The organism is Pedobacter sp. GR22-10 (assembly GCF_026239715.1).
GTDB lineage: Bacteria > Bacteroidota > Bacteroidia > Sphingobacteriales > Sphingobacteriaceae > Pedobacter.
Genome location: NZ_JAPIVR010000003.1, coordinates 98147 through 118740 on the forward strand (window position 1 = coordinate 98147; position 20594 = coordinate 118740).

The window sequence follows — 20594 nt, forward strand, 5'->3', positions numbered from 1 at the left end:
CTTACTTCCCAAACAGTGTCTTATAAATCGAATATTTGTAATTGTCTTCCACAGCACTGGCCACAAAATAAGGAGCCTCAAATAATTCCGTCAGCTTTTTTCTAAGTTCCGCTAAAAATTCAGGTTTGATTTCTTCGAGGTATTCTCCAGAGAGCGTTTGCCTTCCTGACTTAAACCATACACCATCCACGGCCATGGTCTTCACTACATACAGGTTAGGTTCTACAAAAGTTTTACCTGAAAACTGCTCATAAGCATAAGTGTACAGTAAGGTTTGAACCAATGCTTTATTAATGTGTTTACCATCGGAATTAAAAAGTTCGGCCACATCTTTAAAGGTTAACTTATCACTTCCTGTTTTATAATCCACTATTTTAGTTACGCCATCCTTTACATCAACCCGATCGATATAACCGAAAATTTTTACGCTGGCATCTCTGTCATTTAAAGGAAAAGTAATTTCTGCCTCAACCTTTTGTTCTAAACTGATGATATAGAAAGGTATTTGCGATTCATCCTGGTTAAGAATGATGTTTACATAGGCCGCTACAATAGACAAAATTACCTTCTGCATCCCCTTATATTCCATTACCTTATCCGGATGGTTAAACATCACCGCGTTAAAAGCTTTCTGAATGAGTGCCGGAACCTGCTTTCTTTTCTCCTTCATTCGTTCAGCCGTAATTTCTGCCTTCATCAAATCCTGGTAAAAGTATTCCATCACTTTGTGCAGGATAGAACCAATTTCGTTCGCCTCTACCACAGCACTTACCTCTTTCGGCTCTTTAATTCCGGCAATGTAGTTGAAGAAAAAATCGATGGGATTGGAAATGTATTGCGTGAGTGCCGATGGTGAAAGCACTTTCTTTTTATCCAGGTATTTTTGAAGAGTTTCCCGGATAAATACATTATTGGTTTTTTCGATCCGGACTTCTTTAAAAGGTTCCGTTTTTACCTCTAAATTAAGTTCATGATAAGTAAAATCAAAGCTGCTTTCATACTCCAGCTGTTTTAAAATTCTGCTGGCCTCACCTGTTGTGCTTTCATCGGTTAAACTGTTATAAACAAAGTTGATGTTTTTTGCCCTTTGCATCAGGCGGTAAACCATATAGGATGAAATGGCATCAAGGTTTTCTAAAACAGGCAAGCCATATACCCGGCGAATAGAATCAGGAATAAAACTGTTGCCGATGGAAGATTTTGGAATAATACCTTCATTGAAGCCTAAGATGACAACCTTGTCAAAATTTAAATTCCTGGTTTCAAGTAGGCCCATTAACTGGATCCCACGGATCGGATCACCTGAAAGTGGAACTGCAATGGCCTGTAAAGATTTTTGAACCAGATAGATCACGAACTGGATTTCTTCATCTCCAATATGTTTGCCGAAGGTATCATGCAGGCGGTTTAATTCCTGGATGGTTTTTACAAAGAGCTCTGCATCAATTTTCTTGAGTGTTTTGGCGTTTGATAACCTGGTTAAAATAAAATCAAGCACTTCCAGCAGGTAAGGAACAACCTGTTTCGGATGATCAATTTTCTTGTAGAAAACTTCAAATAATCCGCTTTGCCTGATCAGCCTTTCATGTGCAATTTCAACCTCATTTTCTTTCAAAATAGCGGTCAGGATTTTATCACGCATTTTATGGCTCAGGCCGGTGAGCGGGTGAGTTAAAAAGGCTTCGACATTTTTGTAGGAAATCTTTCTGGTATGTGTAATTTCCAGCTGGGAAGAAAACCATAAATCAGCCAGGCCAAAAATACTGGAAGTAGATAAAGCAAAACCCATGGTCACATTCAGGTCGATTTCCTTTCCGTTATAAGAGGTAGGGATGGTTTGTAACGCTGGCAGCAGCAAGCTTTCATCAGCCAGCACTACGACGGTATTACCTATTTCATTGCTCTCGGCATAATCATCTTTCAGGATGTTATTGAGGATTTTAGCCTGTGCCGATTGCCCCTGAACCTTAAAAACGTTTACCTCATGCGCTGCTGTTTTCATCAGGCTGGGTTTGTTTTCGAATACATTTTTCAGGCCGAGTTGATGCAGGTTTTTTCTCAAAAACAAACCTGCTTCCTGCAAGTGGTCAGCTACATAATATTCATCCGCGTCAAAATAAAATAAAGCTTGTCCTGCTTCCTGAAGCTGTGTAAAAATTTTAGCCTCCGCACTGGTTAAAGCATTAAAACCAACCAAAATGATTTTTCCCTTTTTAAAGTTAACAGGTAAATCTGCAGTGTTGTCTTTTTCTTCAGCCAGGTGACGATACACATAACCATTGGTTAGGTAGCCCTGTTCTTTCAGCGATGCATGAAACAGATGATAAAGTTTAGGCATGCGCCGCCACATTTTAATAAAAAGTTCCTGTTGCTTTTTATGCTTGCCTTCAGAATAAGATGTCCAGAATTGGGCCAGGAACTGATATTGTTCGGGACTGAGGTAATCAAAATCTTTGTTGATGACAGAAATATCTTCCAGATCGCGGTAGAGTTTCCCTGCATCAACCAGATCATTATCTATTTGCGTAAAGTCGCTTAAAATGATCTTCGCTAAGGGAAAAAACTTATGGCTGGAAATGGGCTCCAGTTTTTCTTCGGCCAGTAACTGGTTATAGATTTTATGAAGGGTAAAAAACTGCAGGTAAAAATCAGCAATTTTAAACGATGTTGCCGTTGCAAAAAATTCCTGTATGGTATAAAATGACGGACTAAAAAAAGGCTTTTTAATGATATCCGCCAGGTATTTCTGCATATAGGCAGATGGACGTTTATTATTAAAAACGATTGCGCAGTATTGCAAATCCGAGCCAAATTTTTCTATTAAGTCTTCAGCAACTTCTTGTAAAAATGGTTTAATCATCTACACTAATTTTAATTTACCGCTAACGGCGTAAAACAAATAGGTTTTTACCTGGATGTGTCCCATCTCCATAAGCAGATTTTTATAATTTTCAACCTGTTCAATATGTTTATCGCTTTCAGTCAGCGTAAATTTATAATCCAGAATGATTACCTCATCCTCATGAAATAAAATACGGTCGGGCCGGTGAAGCTTACCTTTGGTGTCAATAATACCTTTTTCAGAAATACTTCCGGTTGCCCTGCTTAAAACAGCTTTTAAATCAGGATTTTCCAATACATCCAGCACTTTCGATTTCAGTTGTTCCTTTTCTTCTTCCTGTATAATGCCATCCAGTATCAGCGTGGTCATGTATTTGTCTGCTTCTGTTTCATTATTGGCATTGGCCAGAATATCATGCAATAAAGAACCTTTTCTACCTGATTTTTCAATATTAACTAAATGTCTTAAGTGCTTTTCCTCTGAAGGAATATAAAGTTCAGACAAGCGTGTGGTAGTGGGGTAATGTTTTAAATCAACGAAGTTGTTTTCTTCGCTTTTGTCTGCTGTTGAAATATAATCTACGATTTCATATGTACCATTTTCATCAAACTCATGTTCGAAAGTTAAATTGATAACATCTCCCATATTTGACAGTTTTAATTCTTTTTTGGCCATGGTAGCAATGTAAAGGTAATCTTTGGAACGTGTAGTGGCTACATAGAGCATATTTAAAGCATCCATATTATTGTACAACAATTCCTCAAAATATGCTTTGGCTATTGCCGAATCGGCCAGGGCTTCATTATACTTGAGCGGAATACCTTTAAGTTCCTGATAAACCGTTTCTTCCGAAGATACCCAGAAGGTTCCATTCGCTTTCCCTTTGATTTCCCAATTACAGAAAGGAACAAAAACAGCCCGGAAAGCCAGTCCTTTTGATTTGTGAATGGTAATGATCTGGATGGCATCTGCCCCTTCCGGCGATGGGAGTGATTTTTTAATGCCATCTTCTTCCCACCAGGTTAAGAAGGCAATAATTCCTTTTTCGCCTGATCTCCCTGCTAATGCAGTTAAATCACGGAAGGCCAAAAGATAGGGTAAATGAGCGGTGAGTGTTTTTAGTCCGTAACTTTCTACTAAAATCTCTATCAGTTCCGGCAATGGAAGTTGAAGCCAGCTTTGCCAGTTTTCGCATAAAGAAGGCGGTAATACCGCAGAAAGTTGATTCAGCGATTTGCTGGTAAGGTTAATATAATGGTTGGCATCAGGTGTTTTTTCCTGCAAAGCATGATAAAGTGCGATGCAGTTTGCCTTGTAAAGTGCACTTTGTGCTTCCAGGCCAATTAATACTTTCAGGGTATTAATAATAAGCTGAATGGCTGAGTTATTTGAAATTAATAAAGCATCGCCCGATAAAACAGGTAAATGGTGTTCCATCAGTTTACGCACCGTAAGTAAAGCTTCACTATTTGACCGCACCAATATGGCAATGTCTTTTAAGGCATAATGTTGCTGGTCTTTTAAAATGTTGATCTCTTCAATCACGTCATTTAAAGCAACATCCCTGAAAACAGTTTCCGTAAAGCGGGCTTCATCCGGAGCATGTTCCTTACCAAATTTTTTAATTTTGATGGTACCACCCTTTAAGGTATTGCCGGCGAATTTTTGTGTGGAAGCACTATAAATATCTGTAATAATGCTCGTATAATTTTCAGTCGCCCACCAGTTTGAAATGCTTTCCGGTTTAGCAGACAGGATTGTATTCAGTTCGTTTTGAAGGGTTAAGGGAATGGAACGATAAAGCACATTATTAAATGTGATGATATTTTCTGTGCTGCGATAGTTTTCTTCAAGGCTTTCTTCCAAAACATTTTCAACGCCTACTTCGCGTTTGGCATGTTTGTGCAGGATGTTCCAATCGCCATTTCGCCAGCGGTAAATGGATTGTTTGGTATCGCCAACAATTAAATGATCAATTAAATCTTCGCTTGGTGTGGCCATGGCATTGGTCAGTAAAGATTTAAAACTTCCCCATTGGCTGGTAGAGGTATCCTGAAATTCGTCAAAAAGAAAATTGCGGTACCGGTTTCCTACTTTTTCCCAGATGAAAGAAGGATTGTCGCCAGCATCTTCCGTAATGCCGGAGATTAACTTTTGGGCATCGCTGATCAACAGGTTATCATTTTCTGCACGATACTCCTTTAATAGCATGGCAATCTCCTGCATCAGCCTCAAATAATAAAGATTTTTATTAAAGGCAATGGCGAGGCTGTAATTGGGTAAGTGCGTTAAATAATGGTTTTTTATTTGATGAAGAATCGGATTCACCACTTCAAAGGCTTCCGGAAAATAAGCGTTTTTCTGAAACCACTCCTCAGGTTCGTCTATTAAATTAAAAAGCGGTTCAATTTTAGAAAAGTCGCCACGAGCCACCAGGATTATTTTAGCCAGGGCACTTCTTGATTTCCCTTTAAGGTGTTCATTTTCCACCCCTAAAACATTAAGAGCCTCATGGGCTTCTGTGGCCAGGCGAATGATTTCTTCTTCAAAATTTTTAACTTCGGCCCTGGTCAGACTGATGTATTTTTTAAAAAGTTCATCAATGTTTTCGAGGCCCAAAGCGGTTACCGCATCTTCAAAAACCTGGAAGCGTTCAGAGAAAATCTCTCCGATTAAGTTGTAAAGTTCAAATTTATAATTCCAGCTTTTATTATCACTGATGCGCTCAATAGCCAGATCAATGATCCACTGTAATAGTTGCTGATTGGTATCTAAGGCTTCATCCAGTTTATTTACCAGGTCATCTTTCACCTTATCATAATTCATTTCTAAATTATAATCAGCATTCAGGCCCAGTTCAAAGGCAAAACCACGAATTACTTTTTGTACAAATCCATCAATGGTACTCACTGAAAAACGGCTGTAATCATGCAGGATTTTACGGTAGATTTTGTCTGCTTTAAACTGAAGTTCCTGCGCACTTAACTGCGGGTAAGCAACCAGAACTAATTTTCGGTAGTCGTCAATTTTTTTTGAAGGATTACCCTTTGCCAGCCCAAGCAGTACCTCCAGGATTCGGGTTTTCATTTCTTCCGTGGCTTTATTGGTAAAGGTTACCGCCAGAATTTCACGGTATTTATTTTCACCGGAAAAAAGTAAAGTCAGGTAGTGTGCCGTTAAACTGAACGTTTTACCGGAACCGGCAGAGGCTTGAAGAATTTTTAGTGGTTTGGGCATCGTGTTCTTTTAAATTCTGCTTATTTTAATTTCTTGTCCTCAGGGCACAACCTGATCGCTAATGGGTATATAGTGAAGTTATTTCTCATTTCATCCATATATTTTACCTTTCTCTTTTTGCTGATTGCCTGTTAAGGCATGGCATTTATTCAGCAAGATCATTTAGGGCTTGGCAAATTATAATTACGCCTAAGCACCTTTCTTTTTCTTCTTTGCCAGTGTTTTATGGCTAATCCTGGCCGGTCTTTCGGTCATTTCTATTTTAAGCCCCAGCAAATCACGAATGACAACGGATGCACAGGCACCGCCAAAGGCAGCCGGCAAATAAGAAACAGTACCATAGGCTGATCGTTTAAAATTACTGCCATCAGTCATGATCATCGAATTTTTATCCATTTGCTCTGTCGAAAAAACAGCTTTGATTTTATCAGCGTTTACCAGTTTATTTAGCCTTTTACGCACATAACTGGCAAAAACGCATTGATAAGTATCCGGTAGCATCGCAATCCTTAACCTGGTAGGATCCATTTTACCTCCTGCACCCATCGAACTGACAATCGGGATATTCTTTTCCAAAGCTGTTGAAAGCAACGTAATTTTTGGCATCACACTGTCTATACAATCCATAATGTAATCGAATTTCGCCTCCAATATTTCCCTGCACTTCTCCGGGGTAAGGAAAGTGTTGACCACATGAAGCTTCAATTCGGGGTTGATGGATAGCAATCGTTCCTGCATTATTTTAGCTTTACTTACGCCATGATTCGTTGCTAAAGCGGGCAATTGCCTGTTCCGGTTAGTAGGATCTACCACATCCCCATCTACAATGGTCATTTCACCAATGCCGGAGCGGCATATAAATTCTGCCGCAAAAGAGCCTACACCTCCCAGACCAATTACCAGGACGTGTTTATTTTGTAATTTTTCAATTCCATCATTACCGACCAGCAGGGCAGAACGTGAAAGCCAAGAAACATCTGACATATGATTGTGTATGAGTTTACAGTAAATCTAATTTTTTCCAATCAGCAAAAATACGTGCTTTAAGGTCATCAACCTTACGGTTTTTCAAATTTGCAGCAGCAGTATAAATTTTAGCGATGGTGATATCTGAATCATCTGTTTCCAGAAAAAAGCGATCTGTTTGCTGAATCAGCTTTGCTGGACCCGAATTTTCCCGCAAAAGTGCCTCACCAAATGAAAGCCAAAAACCCTTATCCAGTAATTGCTGACCTAATTTCTCATTTTTATTAAAACCATGAATAATCATAGGCACTGAGACTTTTAACTGATCTTTCATTTTAATCAATTCTGAAAAAGCCTTCACACAATGTAAAATCAATGGTTTATTTAGCTTTTCTGCCAGGCTGATCTGTGCTTGTAAAATAATGATTTGATTGTCGAGACTTTCTCCTTTAAGTTGATCTAAGCCACATTCTCCGATCAGCTTCACATTCGGCTGTCCCGCCAGGACGTTTAAATATTTCATCTGTACTTCCAGCTGATTAAGCGTGGCATACCAGGGATGAAGCCCCACAGATATGGGTTTGGTTTTGGGCATTGCCAGAAAAATATCACTCGTTAACGACAAACTCTGGATGCTGATCACACCCTTTTCCTGCGCCGCATGATGCGTATGTATGTCTAAGAAATCCATTCGTTTTTCAAAGATAGGCTTTGGAGATAGTATTTATACCGTAAAGAATTTGTAATTACATGATTAAAAAGATTAGCTTTAGTATTTTGCATCATTATTTATTATGATATGAAAAGATTACTCATTTTAATTACGGCTATATTGATTTCTACATCCGTATCTAGCCAGACGAAAAACGAAGCTGTTCAAATTTACAATCCTGAAGCAAATGCAATGGCCGATCTAAAGGCTGCAACTGTTAAAGCAGCAAAAGCGAAGAAGCATGTATTGGTGCAGGTAGGTGGAAACTGGTGTTCATGGTGTATCGCTTTTCATCAGCTGGTTGAAAAAACGCCCGCTTTAAAACAAACTATAGATGATAACTATGAATACGTTTTGGTGAATTGGGATAAGGAACACCATAATGATGAAGCAATGCGGTATTTAGGTTTCCCCAACCGTTTTGGCTATCCGGTTTTTGTAGTACTGGACGGAAAAGGAAAGGTACTTCACATCGAAAACTCTGCCTATCTGGAAACAGATGAGACCGGTGCCGATGGCAAAAAGAAAGTTGGACACGACGTAAAAAAAATCACTTCATTTTTAAAGGGCTGGACCGTTGCCGCTGTAGATCCGGATACGTATCAGGCAAAAGGTTAAAATACTAAATACAATAGCGCCGCAGATTTGGGTGTCTTAACATTCAAATCTGCGGCATGATTTTAATCTTTTGATCCTTCATCTTCTAGGTCATCAACATTTAATTCATATGACGGTCTGGATGCTTCGTCGGCTTGTTCCAGTTTATCTTTATCATATTCAATACTGGGATCATCACCACCTACTTCATTTATGTGATCCACATCATCTTCCCTGCGTAAGGCATCGTTCGGATCTTCTGAGTAATTATCTTTTGGGTCTATCATCATTTTAGGTTTTTATATTTAGATAATGACTTTCAGGAAGAAATTGTTTTAGTTTTATGTGAAGAAGGGTAAAGATGAAGTTTAAAGACAGCTGAAGAAATCCTGCAAAGTGGCTTTCAGCCCCCAAGGCTAGCGATTATAAACATCTTACCCAAAATACTACCCTCTTGCACTTCTGCACCATAAAATGTTCGTATTTCTTTGAGGTTAAGACCTTAATGCCTAATTTTAAAAATGCTCACCCTCCAATTCACCACATTTCCCGCACTCGAAACTGAAAGGTTGGTTTTAAGAGAACATCACCTTTCTGACGCAGAAGCCTTATTCGCCATGCGCACCAACGAAAAGATCATGAAATACATCGACAGGGAAAGACCTCAAAATGTAGAAGCTGTGAGGGCGGTTATCACCAGATTTAACGAAGGCTTTGAAGAGGGTTATAACCTGGCCTGGGTGATTGCACTAAAAGAAAATCCGGCGCAAATGATTGGAACGATTGGCTACTGGCAAACAGATTATGCCAATCATCGGGCTGAAATCGGCTATATGCTCCATCCTGATTTCTGGAGAAAGGGAATGATTTCTGAAGCCTTGAAAAAAACCATCAGCTTTGGTTTCGAAAATATGAACCTGCACACCATTAATGCTAATATTAATACTGGAAATGATGCATCCCGGCAAATGTTGCTTAAACATGGTTTTTTAAAAGAAGCACTATTCAGACAGGATTATTACTTTAATGGAAAGTTTTTAGACAGCGAAATTTATGGACTAATTAATCCAAATCATTAAATTCTAATATCTTGAATCGTCTGCATTCTGATACCAATTCGGGTCTGTAATATGATTATTTCGGAATACTCCTGATTTTAAATACTATAAAAGCAGAAAAGATACCATTTCGAAATTATATTTTAATTTTCTGATCATCATCTAAAAAATAAATTTTGCCAAAAAAAATTGCAGCTTCATCCCATTAGCATTATTACAAAATACACGCTGAATTGCCTTTGGTTTGGTAGCGATTAATAATTATATTTGCCACCGTTATTAAAATTTACAATGAGAGAAATCCAATTTAGAGAAGCACTACGCGAAGCCATGAGCGAAGAAATGCGTAAAGATGACCGCGTTTTTTTATTAGGTGAAGAAGTAGCAGAATATAACGGTGCATACAAAGTAAGTCAGGGTATGCTTGATGAATTTGGTGCAAAACGTATTATCGATACCCCTATTGCCGAATTAGGTTTCGCCGGAATTGCAACTGGTGCCGCAACTGCTGGCCTTATTCCAATTGTAGAGTTTATGACATTTAACTTCTCATTGGTTGCTATTGATCAGATTATCAATGGCGCAGCAAAAATTTTATCAATGAGCGGTGGTCAGTTCTCTTGTCCTATGGTTTTCCGCGGACCAACCGGTAACGCAGGTCAGTTAGGTGCACAACACTCACAAAACTTCGAAAACTGGTTTGCCAATACTCCAGGTTTGAAAGTTGTTGTTCCTTCTACGCCTTATGAAGCCAAAGGTTTATTAAAACAAGCCATTATCGATCCGGATCCGGTTATTTTCATGGAATCGGAGGTGATGTATGGTGATAAAGGTGATGTTCCGGCTGAAGAGTATTACATTGAATTTGGTAAAGCCAACATAACCAAAGAAGGTACTGATGTAACCATCGTAACTTTCGGTAAAATGTTAACCCGTGTGGTTAATCCTGCTGTTGAAGAGTTGACAAAAGAAGGAATTAATGTTGAAGTAATCGATTTGCGTACTGTTCGTCCGATTGATTATGATACAATCATCGAATCTGTGAAGAAAACAAACCGTTTGGTTGTTGTTGAAGAAGCATGGCCATTGGCATCACTTTCTGGTGAGATTGCTTTCATGGTACAAAAGAAAGCATTCGATTACTTAGATGCCCCGGTTTTACGTATCACTTGTGCTGATGTTCCACTTCCATATTCTCCAACTTTAATTGCAGCCAGCTTACCTAACGCTGAAAAAGTAATTAAAGCGGTTAAAGAAGTCATGTACGCCACAAAATAAACCCCCGACGTTTAGTCTGGTTCAAAATATAAATCCTCCAAAGCAATTCGGGGGATTTTTTTTTGCTTCATTTTTTTTACGTAAGTACACACCACTTAAACACATAGGCCATTCAAATAACATTTAAGCCGATATGAGCCTTATCCTTCTTATATGGTAATCATCTAAGCGCGACTGTGATTTCTACCAGTTAAAGGCATAAAAATTATTTTTATCTTCGTTTGTTCAAATTATACAAGCCATGTCTGAATATTTAGCCGACCAAACCTTTGAAAAAGCAGATTTTACTTTAAACACATTGAACAAAGGAGAATATGAAAACTGCAAATTCATTTATTGTGACTTCTCCAATTCTGATTTGAGTGGTATCAGATTTTTAGATTGCGAGTTTATTTCCTGCAACCTAAGCCTGGTTACGTTAACAAAAACATCATTCAGTGATGTAAATTTTAAAGATTGTAAAATGCTGGGCTTACGTTTCGAAAATTGTAACGAATTTGGTTTAACCTTGAGCTTTGACAGCTGCAAATTAGACCATTCTTCCTTTTATAAACTCAAACTGAAGAAAACCATTTTTAAAAATAATCAGCTTCATGAAGTAGATTTTACTGAATGCGACTTAAGCAGTTCGACTTTTGATTATTGTGATTTTCTAAATGCAACCTTCGACAGAACAAATCTGGAAAAAGCAGATTTCAGGACCGCAACCCATTATAGAATCGATCCTGATAAAAACAGCATCAGGAAAGCCAAATTTTCACAGCCGGGTTTAGCAGGTTTATTAGCCAAATATGATATCCTGATCAGCCAGTAATTCTTTTATTTTCATAATCCATTAGATCAATTATGTTATGGAAAGGGTGCCACAAAGCATTGATGATTATATTGTTCAGTTTCCGCCAGAAACACAAAAAATTTTGCAACAGGTAAGAGAGACCATTAAACAGGCTGCGCCACAGGCGAAAGAAGTAATCAGTTATAAAATGCCTGCCTTTAAACAAAAAAGCATTCTGGTTTATTTCGCGGCTTATACAAAACACATCGGTTTTTATCCTACGGGTTCCGGAATTGAAGCTTTTAAACAGGAATTTGAAAATTTTAAATGGAGCAAAGGTGCTGTTCAGTTTCCAATTGGCCAACCCATGCCACTGGGTTTAATTGCCAGAATAACAAAGTTTAGGGTAGAGCAAGACAGCATAAAAAAATAGAAAATAGCAATTAGCCAAACATTGCAATCAGTTCAACTCCTGAACAGGACATCTTCATATATTTTTCACTAAAATTGTTACAATCTTTTGATGTAGTACCAAAAATATTGTAAGTTTAAATTTTTTAAGATGCTAACTCTTAATTCTTTTTTTAAACCAATCAATGTTACGCGTAGATAGCTCAAAACCTTGTAAAATTGTATACTCTTTGTGTAAACATGAGTTTCTGGGCTATTTAATTGAACCTCATATTGTCCAGCTCAATCCGAACGGAGATTTTTCTTTTACATATCAACGAATTTTCACCCATACTGCAGCAGAATTTCAGGCTTGCCTAACTGAAATTGATTATAAACTGATCAAAATTTTAGACGATATTGAGCAGGATTCGATCATTAAAAAGCATTATAAAAAAGTAATCAGACCTACTGAGTTTTTCACCAAAGTTTTTGATGAGAAGTTTTATGAAAGTGTTCGCCCTAAAATTGAAAAAAAATTAGCGGAGGCATTGGAGATGCTCAAGATTCAGGATGAACTTTACATCATGGATAAAGATGGATGGCCGGTGGAACGCAAAATAGAACTTGCTGCAGAACCCGCTTCAATTTTATTTCACTTCCGTAGAAACGAAACGGAAACACGTTATTTCCCAACCATAAAATACCAGAATCTTCGTATTGAATTCATGTTCAAAGAAGCGCAAATTATCAGCAATAAGCCAGCCTGGTTACTTTTAAATGATGTTTTGTACTTTTTTGATCAGGATATTGAAGGAAAAAAGCTTCAGCCATTTTTGGCTAAACGTTATATTGCCATTCCCAAATCAACAGAGGCTACATATTTTGAAAAATTCGTAGCGCCGCTGATAGAAAAACATCATGTTTATGCAGAAGGTTTCGAAATCAGAACAGAGCAGTTTGAAGCTATCCCGGTTATTAAAGTTTTGTATGTAGACGGCGGAATCTCTCAGATTCAACTTTATTTCAAGTATGGCGAATATCATTTTCCTCTTGAAAATGCCCATAAGGTGACTGTACGTTTGGAGAAAACGGAGGATAACTACATTTTCCACCGCATTAAACGTTCGGCGGAGTGGGAAAAGAAGCAGTTTAATTTACTACTCTCACTCGGCTTGAAAAAGACCAGTGCACTTTTTAGTAACCTGGAAGTAGACAGTAGCGAAGAAAACCCAAGTTATGCGGCTATCAATTGGGTGAATGAGCATATTGAACTGCTAGAGTCACTGGGCTTTGAAATTGAACAGGCTACCGGCCAGAAACGCTTTGTATTTGGGACCAGCAAAATCGATCTGGAAGTTAAAGAAAGCAATGACTGGTTTGATATCAATGCCGTCGTATGGTTTGGGAAATACCAGATTCCCTTTCTTTCGCTTAAACAGCACATTCTTCACAAAAGAAGAGAATTTATGTTGCCGGATGGTGAAGTCGCCATTATTCCTGAAAAATGGTTTACTCAATACGGCAGTTTGTTCAGCCTGGCCGAAACAGGAAAAACCCTGCAACTTAAAAAACATCATATCGGCTTGCTGAATGATTTAGCTGAAGATAGTCTGGCAAATGTAACTTTAGAACGTAAGCTGCAACGCCTGTCGGATTTTGAAGATATTGCCGATACACAAATGCCTGTACATTTCAAGGGCAGTCTCCGCGATTATCAGAAAGCGGGTTACAATTGGTTCAGTTTTTTACGGGAATATAATTTTGGCGGCTGCCTGGCAGACGACATGGGTTTGGGAAAAACGATCCAGACACTCGCCATGTTGCAGAAGGTGAAAGAAGATGACCAATTGCTGGCTGCGCCAACCACTTCTTTAATTATTATGCCAACCTCTTTAATTTATAACTGGTTAACAGAGGCTAAAAAGTTTACACCAAATCTTAAAATCTACGCCCATACCGGTAGCAACCGGAATAAAGATGTGGCAGTTTTTGCCAACTATGATATTATTATTACCACCTATGGCGTAACAAGGGTTGATGTGGAAGAATTAAAAAGTTTCTACTTTAACTATGTAATTCTGGATGAAAGTCAGAACATTAAAAATCCGGCTTCCAAATCTTTCAAATCGGTCAGAAGCCTGAAGTCGAGACATCGGCTGATCCTGAGTGGTACACCGGTAGAAAATTCAGTGGGCGATCTCTGGTCGCAGCTAACCTTCCTGAATCCTGGATTGTTGGGTACGCAGGCTTTCTTTTATGAGGAGTATGTGCAGGCGATTGAAAAGAAAAAAGATGAGGAAAAAGCACGCAAGCTTCAAACCATTATTAAACCCTTTGTACTGCGCAGAACGAAAGAACAGGTAGCAGCAGAATTACCCCCAAAAACGGAACAGGTAATTTATTGCGACATGAGCGAAGATCAGGCGGCTTACTATGAAAAAACCAAATCAGCCTACCGGAATGATCTGCTGCAGAGCATGGATGATGGCACTTTTGCGCAAAAACAGGTTCAGCTCCTGCAGGGATTAACTGCTTTACGTCAATTGGCCAACCACCCGGTGATGATAGATGGCACCTACCTTTCTGATTCAGGTAAATTCGAAAATGTAATCCATACCCTTGATAATGTGCTTAAAGGTGGACATAAAGTATTGGTTTTTTCTCAGTTTGTGAAACACCTTGATATCTTTAAAAAACATTTTGAGGCCGAAAATATTCCATTTGCCTATCTGGATGGATCTACCCGTAATCGTGGCGAAATTGTAGCTGAGTTTCAGCAAAACAGCGATTTGAAGGTTTTCCTGATCTCCATTAAGGCCGGTGGCGTGGGGTTAAACTTAACGCAGGCAGATTACGTTTTTATTTTAGACCCCTGGTGGAATCCTGCAGTAGAGCAACAGGCTATCGACAGAACACACCGCATCGGTCAGGACAAAAAGGTTTTTATCTATAAATTTATAGCTAAAGATACCGTGGAGGAGAAAATTCTGGCCCTGCAAAACCGAAAAAAATCATTAGCCAATTCATTAATCACTACGGAGGAGAGCTTCTTTAAATCGCTAAGTAAAGATGATATCAGAGATATTTTAAATTAGCATCCGGATTTTATCCACATCATTTTAAAACTGTATCATTTTCCAGTTGTTATTAGATCACATTAAATCTACCATCATGGAAAACGAAAATTTAAATAGAGCTATTGACAATGTAAAAGAGGCCTGGAAATATCCTGAATTGTTTCAAAATATCTCCAGATCAGAACGTTGGCTATCTGGTGCAGCCGGAACTTATTTGCTTTTTAAAGGATTAACCAATGTGTTTTCTCACCCGGTTATTGCTTTAACGGGAGCTGCTGCAGGTGCAGGATTACTTTACAGGGGTTTAACCGGATATTGCCCGCTAAAAGATTTACAGGAACAACGTGAAGAACTCATCCCTGATGAAATCGTAATCAAAGAAACGTATTTAGCTGATGATCTGGCGTAATAAATTGAATACGAAATTTCTATTTCTTAATAAACTGGTTAACTTTAAAAAAGATAACCTATAATTATGAGCAAATACGCATTACTTTTCATTCCAACACTATTTGGTATGTCGGCATTAGCGCAGGATAAAAAAACAGATCCGGCAAAAGAAGCGGCCAAAACAGAAGTCTGGGAACCTGTTCCAAAAACGGTAACCCCAGGTAACCTGCCTCAGGATGCACCTTCTGATGCTATTATTTTGTTTAACGGCAGAAATCTGGATGCCTGGCATTCTGTTAACGATCCGTCAAAACCTGCAGCCTGGACGATAGATGATGGCTTCTTTACGGTAAAAAAAGGCACCGGTAATATTGAAACCAATAAAAAGTTTACCGACTATCAGCTTCACATGGAGTGGAGAATTCCGGCTAACATTACCGGAACAAGCCAGGCCCGAGGAAATAGTGGTGTATTTTTGGCATCTACAGGGCCAGGCGATAGCGGATATGAAATCCAGATTATGGATTCCTATCAGAATAAAACATATGTTAACGGGCAAACCGGAAGTGTGTATAAGCAGGGGATTCCACTGGCGAATGCCAATAAAAAACCCGGTGAATGGCAGTATTATGATATCATATGGAATGCCCCACGATTTAAGGAAGACGGATCTGTGCTAAAGCCTGCAACAGTTACGGTAATGCTTAACGGTGTTTTATTACAAAATAATTTCGTGGTAAAAGGCGAAACCAGATGGATTGGTGCACCCGAATATAAAAAACATGGCGCCGCATCAATTAAACTTCAGGATCACGGCGACCCCAGCCCAGCTATTAGCTTTAGAAATATCTGGGTTAGAGAACTTTAACAATTAAAACCTGCAATTTATTTTGCAGGTTTTTTTTGCTATCTGAAGCTATGACCAGCTTGAAGAAAGTCCATATACACTTCTCTTGAGATCATTTCAGCACCTAAACTCATTAAATGATCATTAGGTAACTGACAATCAATCAAATCAATATCCAGTCGGCTTAAATAAATTAATGCCGCCTTTGATGCATTACTGACAGTACTAAACATGCTTTCCCCGCAAAAAACGCGGTTTATTTTCAGTCCGTATAATCCACCGGCCAGCTGATCATGATGCCAAACTTCTACACTGTGTGCATAACCATGCCGATGAAGGTTAATGTAGGCTGCCTGCATTTCGTTGGTGATCCAGGTTCCATCCTGCCCTTTCCTCGGTGTTTTAGCACAGTTCGAAATCACTTCTTCAAATGCGGTATTGCATGTAATTTTAAATACGTCATCCCGAAATATTTTGCGCATGCTCTTACTCACTAACAGGCGTTCAGGATAGATCACACAACGTTCATGAGGCGCATACCATAAAATAGGTTCTCCCTCACTAAACCATGGAAAAATTCCGCTAGAATAGGCCAGTAACAATCTTTCCAGACTCAAATCGCCACCAATCGCAAGTAAACCATCATCTTCAGCAAGGGCTGGATCAGGAAAGATCATTTCATGATCTGGTAATTGAAAAAACATCCTCAAAAATAAGAAAGAAAAATAACGATTAAACCCGGGCGTTTAAATCATGTCCTACAACTAAACTGTTTATTATGAGTGCAAAAGACAATTTCATCAAAGTAAAGCATCTTTACAATAGGGCCGGATTCGGAATTTCATATGCTGATTTACATAAACTAAGCAAAAAAAGCATCGAAAAAAATGTTGCCGGATTATTAAAAGAAGCTAAAGATGATTCGATCAGCCTGGTGAGTGATACCGAATCCAGACGCCAGATGCTTGTTCAGGCTGGCTTATATGCTAAAAAAGACCTCACCGATGAGGAAAAGAAAATTCGTCAGGAAATTACCCGCATGCAGAATGAAGTGAGTAAGGACCTGAATATTGCCTGGATTGATAAATTGATTAATACCACCTCCCCTTTGCGAGAAAAGATGACGCTTTTTTGGCATGGCCATTTTGCTTGCCGCAGCAATGAACCTCTATACGCACAACAGCTCAATAACATCCAGAGAACACACGGATTAGGCAATTTCAAAACACTATTGGTTGAAGTGTCTAAATCACCGGCGATGTTACAATACCTGAACAATCAGCAAAACAGAAAGGGCAAACCCAACGAAAACTTTGCCCGTGAATTGATGGAACTTTTTACGCTGGGCAGAGGGAAATACACCGAAAATGACATTAAGGAATCGGCAAGATCTTTTACCGGATGGATGTATGACAAAGACGGAGCATTTATTTTCCGTCAAAACCTGCATGATGAGGGTACCAAAACATTTTTTGGTAAAACAGGTAATTTTGATGGAGAGAACATCATTGACCTCATTTTGGCAAAACCGGATACTGCTGAATTCATTTCCAGAAAAGTTTATAAATTTTTTGTTAATGATCAACCCAATGAAGTACATGTAAAAGAATTGGGTGATCATTTTTATGCATCGAACTACGATATTTCAGCATTGATGCAGAAGATGTTTACTTCTGAATGGTTTTATGCTCCGGAAAATGTAGGGACTAAAATCAAATCGCCGATAGAGTTTCTGGTAGGTTTAAGCCGGGAATTTTATGTCACTTATAATAAACCACAAATACTGATTCAGCTACAAAGCAGCCTGGGCCAGTACCTGTTTAACCCACCCAATGTAGCGGGTTGGCCTGGAGGGCAAAACTGGATAGATAGTTCGTCTCTCATGTTGAGGATGCGGATTCCTTCTTTAGTTTTAAATGATGGTGAGATTGATTTTAGTGGCAAAGCAGATCCGGAAGATGAGGCTGTAATTGCCCTGAACAAAAATACTGCGGCAAATAAAAATTCGAAGCCAAAATCTTATGTAAATGCCAATGCAGATTGGTCAAAATTTTTAAGCACCTTCCCTAAAGGGATATCGCCCACTGAACTTACTTCGTTTCTCTTACAGCCAAAACTGAATGATAAAATCATAAAAATGGTGAGCAACAATAAGGGCCTTCGAAGCACTGCAGTTGAAATTACCAGTATGCCGGAATATCAGCTTGTTTAAATCTCAAATCATAAGGACATGAACAGAAGAAATTTTTTAAGAAATACAGGTTTTGTTGCCGCAGGTTCCCTATTTGTACCCGCATTTATGAAACCTTTTGAGGCTTTAGCACTTGACGAACTGAGCCTTTATAAAAACCTGGTGGTGGTACAACTATCCGGCGGGAACGATGGCTTAAATACCGTAGTGCCTTTTGGAAATGACATTTATTATCAGAAAAGAAAAAGTATTGCCATTAAACCACAGGAAGTCATCAAACTTAACAATATGCAGGGACTAAATCCTAACATGGCAGCTTTACAAGAGATTTATGACCAGGGCTGGATGACCATCATCAATGATGTTGGCTATCCCAATCCGGATCGTTCGCACTTCCGCTCTATGGATATCTGGCAAACGGGTAGCGACAGCAATCAGTTCCTGTCAACCGGCTGGATTGGCCGCTACCTCGACAGCAACTGCCAGACCTGCAAATTCCCTTATACAGCCATTGAAGTAGATGATTCATTATCACTGGCCATGAAAGGACAAACTAAAAAAGGCATTGCCCTGAAAGATCCTGCATCACTATTCAACAACACGAATAACCCTTTTTTTAAAGCGGTATTGCAAAATGACCAGGAACATTTGGATGAAGATAATTTAGGTTATTTGTATAAAACCATGATTGAAACGCAATCATCAGCCAGCTACATCCAGAATACTTCGAAGATCTACCAATCTAAATTCACCTATCCTTCCAGCGGCTTCGCCAACCAGCTGAAAACGGTATCCAAATTCATTTCTTCGGGATTAAAAACCAGGGTTTATTATGTATCGCTCAGCGGTTTTGATACCCATGTAAATCAAATCGGCCAGCAAGGCAATTTATTAAAACAATACAGCGAAGGCATGGCTGCTTTTATAAAAGATCTTAAAACCAATAATAAGCTGGAAGATACACTGGTTATCACTTTTTCAGAATTTGGCCGCCGTGTGGAACAAAATGCAAGCAGCGGGACAGATCATGGTACGGCGAATAATATGTTCGTATTTGGTGGCCGGCTTAAAAAACAAGGCATCTTTAATGATGCGCCAAACTTAAGCGATTTGGATAGCGGTGATTTGAAATACCAACTCGATTTCCGCCAGGTTTACGGCACCATACTAGATAAATGGCTGGATGTAAACAATGGTGAAATCTTAAATAAAAAATTTAACACACTGGACTTCATATAATTTGAAATACCCAGGTTTCGGCTGTGGAGAGTACTGCCATTCATTACAACGCCGGCAATAGAAAAAATTGCCGGCGTTTCTATCCTGATGTGATTGACCTACAAGTGCAGCGAAAAAGGACAACCTTCCTGCAATTTATCGGTATCTATTTTCGCTTTAACAGATATACCACATCCTTTTTTTCACCTTCGGTAAAAACCTGGAAAAGCTCATAGCCATAGGATTTCGCCTTGTTAATAAAGTCTAACGCAGAATTAAATTGTATTTTCTTTCCGTCGTCATCCTTTAATACAGTATTCTCCCAATCGTTTGTTAGTTGTCCATATTCAATGGTGATAAAAAAGGTTCGCGCTAAAACCCTCTCATCTGCCCTGACCTGAATATAGTCAGCTTTGATATCTGTCAACCGAATGCCATTTACAGTTTGTGCTTTAACATCGACCGATGCAAAGCCAGCCATGAGTGTGGCTAAAATTAATGTTTTTTTCATAACCTGTTTCTTTTGTGTGTGCCTGTAAATTAAGAAAAAACATTTTTTGAAAAGAGAAGAATCATTTAACAATTGTAACAATTACAACTAAAAGCTATCTTAAACTAAAAAATAAAATGAACTTTGTAGGCAATATTATCTGGATTATTTTTGGCGGGATTTTTATTTTCTTCGAATATATTATCGGCGGTTTAATCCTTTGCCTGACCATTGTGGGCATTCCCTTTGGCATTCAATGCTTTAAATTTGCAATTGTTGGCCTTGCCCCTTTTGGGGTTAAAATCACTGATACATCTTCAAATACCGGCTGCTTATCAACGATTATGAATATACTCTGGTTAGTGTGTGGCGGGTTTTGGATTGCCTTAACACATCTGTTCTTCGGAATTTTATTTTGCATCACCATTATAGGCATTCCCTTTGGCAGACAACACTTTAAATTAATGAACCTGGCTTTTACACCTTTTGGAAAATCAATTGCATAAAATTTAAGAATCCAGGT

At 38.8% G+C, this 20594-nt stretch carries 18 protein-coding genes; 11 read left to right on the plus strand and 7 right to left on the minus strand.

Annotation, left to right across the window (positions count from 1 at the left end):
• Position 1 precedes the first annotated feature (1 nt).
• From OQX64_RS13070 to OQX64_RS13085, 4 genes are all read right to left on the minus strand, one after another.
• Positions 2 to 2860: a PD-(D/E)XK nuclease family protein gene (locus tag OQX64_RS13070; RefSeq protein ID WP_265819112.1), complete on the minus strand. Its 2859-nt coding sequence runs from the start codon at positions 2858 to 2860 to the stop codon at positions 2 to 4.
• Entirely contained in the window at positions 2861 to 6079 is a 3219-nt protein-coding gene (locus tag OQX64_RS13075; protein ID WP_265819113.1) for a UvrD-helicase domain-containing protein, read from the minus strand. It abuts the gene before it with no gap.
• Positions 6080 to 6268: 189 nt separating this feature from the next.
• Positions 6269 to 7063: a tRNA threonylcarbamoyladenosine dehydratase gene (locus OQX64_RS13080; RefSeq protein WP_265819114.1), complete on the minus strand. Its 795-nt coding sequence runs from the start codon at positions 7061 to 7063 to the stop codon at positions 6269 to 6271.
• A 16-nt stretch (positions 7064 to 7079) separates the two neighbouring features.
• Positions 7080 to 7736, minus strand: coding sequence for a TatD family hydrolase (locus OQX64_RS13085; RefSeq protein ID WP_265819115.1), 657 nt, complete (start codon positions 7734 to 7736; stop codon positions 7080 to 7082).
• Positions 7737 to 7844: 108 nt separating this feature from the next.
• Between OQX64_RS13085 and OQX64_RS13090 the strand changes: the two genes are divergently transcribed.
• Positions 7845 to 8375: a thioredoxin family protein gene (locus OQX64_RS13090; RefSeq protein WP_265819116.1), complete on the plus strand. Its 531-nt coding sequence runs from the start codon at positions 7845 to 7847 to the stop codon at positions 8373 to 8375.
• A gap of 62 nt (positions 8376 to 8437) precedes the next feature.
• On the opposite strand, the gene OQX64_RS13095 is transcribed toward OQX64_RS13090, so the two are convergent.
• A complete protein-coding gene (locus tag OQX64_RS13095) occupies positions 8438 to 8644 on the minus strand; it encodes a hypothetical protein (RefSeq protein ID WP_265819117.1) in 207 nt (68 codons plus the stop codon).
• A gap of 231 nt (positions 8645 to 8875) precedes the next feature.
• On the opposite strand from OQX64_RS13095, the gene OQX64_RS13100 reads away from it, so the two are divergent.
• From OQX64_RS13100 to OQX64_RS13130, 7 genes are all read left to right on the plus strand, one after another.
• Positions 8876 to 9433, plus strand: a complete 558-nt coding sequence (locus OQX64_RS13100; protein WP_265819118.1) for a GNAT family N-acetyltransferase — start codon at positions 8876 to 8878, stop codon at positions 9431 to 9433.
• A 270-nt stretch (positions 9434 to 9703) separates the two neighbouring features.
• Positions 9704 to 10690, plus strand: a complete 987-nt coding sequence (locus OQX64_RS13105; protein ID WP_088299596.1) for a pyruvate dehydrogenase complex E1 component subunit beta — start codon at positions 9704 to 9706, stop codon at positions 10688 to 10690.
• Positions 10691 to 10931: 241 nt separating this feature from the next.
• Positions 10932 to 11504 (plus strand): pentapeptide repeat-containing protein, encoded by a 573-nt coding sequence (locus tag OQX64_RS13110; RefSeq protein WP_265819119.1) that lies wholly within the window; start codon positions 10932 to 10934, stop codon positions 11502 to 11504.
• Positions 11505 to 11541: 37 nt separating this feature from the next.
• Positions 11542 to 11898, plus strand: a complete 357-nt coding sequence (locus OQX64_RS13115; RefSeq protein ID WP_265819120.1) for an iron chaperone — start codon at positions 11542 to 11544, stop codon at positions 11896 to 11898.
• 163 nt (positions 11899 to 12061) lie between these two features.
• Positions 12062 to 14953: a DEAD/DEAH box helicase gene (locus OQX64_RS13120; protein ID WP_265819121.1), complete on the plus strand. Its 2892-nt coding sequence runs from the start codon at positions 12062 to 12064 to the stop codon at positions 14951 to 14953.
• 76 nt (positions 14954 to 15029) lie between these two features.
• Positions 15030 to 15344, plus strand: a complete 315-nt coding sequence (locus OQX64_RS13125; RefSeq protein WP_088299600.1) for a YgaP-like transmembrane domain — start codon at positions 15030 to 15032, stop codon at positions 15342 to 15344.
• Positions 15345 to 15410: 66 nt separating this feature from the next.
• The gene (locus tag OQX64_RS13130; RefSeq protein ID WP_265819123.1) at positions 15411 to 16193 is read left to right on the plus strand and encodes a 3-keto-disaccharide hydrolase; all 783 of its coding nucleotides are present in this window, start codon (positions 15411 to 15413) and stop codon (positions 16191 to 16193) included.
• Positions 16194 to 16231: 38 nt separating this feature from the next.
• Here OQX64_RS13130 and aat read toward each other — a convergent pair whose 3' ends face one another.
• Entirely contained in the window at positions 16232 to 16876 is a 645-nt protein-coding gene (aat, locus tag OQX64_RS13135; protein WP_265819124.1) for a leucyl/phenylalanyl-tRNA--protein transferase, read from the minus strand.
• 74 nt (positions 16877 to 16950) lie between these two features.
• On the opposite strand from aat, the gene OQX64_RS13140 reads away from it, so the two are divergent.
• On the plus strand, positions 16951 to 18384 hold the full coding sequence (locus OQX64_RS13140) for a DUF1800 domain-containing protein (RefSeq protein WP_265819125.1): 1434 nt from the start codon (positions 16951 to 16953) through the stop codon (positions 18382 to 18384).
• An 18-nt stretch (positions 18385 to 18402) separates the two neighbouring features.
• Positions 18403 to 19602 carry a DUF1501 domain-containing protein gene (locus OQX64_RS13145; protein ID WP_265819126.1) on the plus strand — a complete coding sequence of 400 codons (1200 nt, stop codon included), beginning with the start codon at positions 18403 to 18405 and terminating at the stop codon, positions 19600 to 19602.
• A gap of 145 nt (positions 19603 to 19747) precedes the next feature.
• Here OQX64_RS13145 and OQX64_RS13150 read toward each other — a convergent pair whose 3' ends face one another.
• A complete protein-coding gene (locus OQX64_RS13150) occupies positions 19748 to 20092 on the minus strand; it encodes a hypothetical protein (RefSeq protein WP_088299605.1) in 345 nt (114 codons plus the stop codon).
• A gap of 116 nt (positions 20093 to 20208) precedes the next feature.
• On the opposite strand from OQX64_RS13150, the gene OQX64_RS13155 reads away from it, so the two are divergent.
• Entirely contained in the window at positions 20209 to 20577 is a 369-nt protein-coding gene (locus OQX64_RS13155) for a YccF domain-containing protein (protein WP_265819127.1), read from the plus strand.
• Positions 20578 to 20594 lie beyond the last annotated feature (17 nt).

Bases quoted from the DNA above. Each gene is read 5' to 3' on its own strand.
- OQX64_RS13070 (WP_265819112.1), bottom strand. From the start codon at position 2,860: ATGATTAAACCATTTTTACAAGAAGTTGCTGAAGACTTAATAGAAAAA.
- OQX64_RS13075 (WP_265819113.1), bottom strand. From the start codon at position 6,079: ATGCCCAAACCACTAAAAATTCTTCAAGCCTCTGCCGGTTCCGGTAAA.
- OQX64_RS13080 (WP_265819114.1), bottom strand. From the start codon at position 7,063: ATGTCAGATGTTTCTTGGCTTTCACGTTCTGCCCTGCTGGTCGGTAAT.
- OQX64_RS13085 (WP_265819115.1), bottom strand. From the start codon at position 7,736: ATGGATTTCTTAGACATACATACGCATCATGCGGCGCAGGAAAAGGGT.
- OQX64_RS13090 (WP_265819116.1), top strand. From the start codon at position 7,845: ATGAAAAGATTACTCATTTTAATTACGGCTATATTGATTTCTACATCC.
- OQX64_RS13095 (WP_265819117.1), bottom strand. From the start codon at position 8,644: ATGATGATAGACCCAAAAGATAATTACTCAGAAGATCCGAACGATGCC.
- OQX64_RS13100 (WP_265819118.1), top strand. From the start codon at position 8,876: ATGCTCACCCTCCAATTCACCACATTTCCCGCACTCGAAACTGAAAGG.
- OQX64_RS13105 (WP_088299596.1), top strand. From the start codon at position 9,704: ATGAGAGAAATCCAATTTAGAGAAGCACTACGCGAAGCCATGAGCGAA.
- OQX64_RS13110 (WP_265819119.1), top strand. From the start codon at position 10,932: ATGTCTGAATATTTAGCCGACCAAACCTTTGAAAAAGCAGATTTTACT.
- OQX64_RS13115 (WP_265819120.1), top strand. From the start codon at position 11,542: ATGGAAAGGGTGCCACAAAGCATTGATGATTATATTGTTCAGTTTCCG.
- OQX64_RS13120 (WP_265819121.1), top strand. From the start codon at position 12,062: ATGTTACGCGTAGATAGCTCAAAACCTTGTAAAATTGTATACTCTTTG.
- OQX64_RS13125 (WP_088299600.1), top strand. From the start codon at position 15,030: ATGGAAAACGAAAATTTAAATAGAGCTATTGACAATGTAAAAGAGGCC.
- OQX64_RS13130 (WP_265819123.1), top strand. From the start codon at position 15,411: ATGAGCAAATACGCATTACTTTTCATTCCAACACTATTTGGTATGTCG.
- aat (WP_265819124.1), bottom strand. From the start codon at position 16,876: ATGTTTTTTCAATTACCAGATCATGAAATGATCTTTCCTGATCCAGCC.
- OQX64_RS13140 (WP_265819125.1), top strand. From the start codon at position 16,951: ATGAGTGCAAAAGACAATTTCATCAAAGTAAAGCATCTTTACAATAGG.
- OQX64_RS13145 (WP_265819126.1), top strand. From the start codon at position 18,403: ATGAACAGAAGAAATTTTTTAAGAAATACAGGTTTTGTTGCCGCAGGT.
- OQX64_RS13150 (WP_088299605.1), bottom strand. From the start codon at position 20,092: ATGAAAAAAACATTAATTTTAGCCACACTCATGGCTGGCTTTGCATCG.
- OQX64_RS13155 (WP_265819127.1), top strand. From the start codon at position 20,209: ATGAACTTTGTAGGCAATATTATCTGGATTATTTTTGGCGGGATTTTT.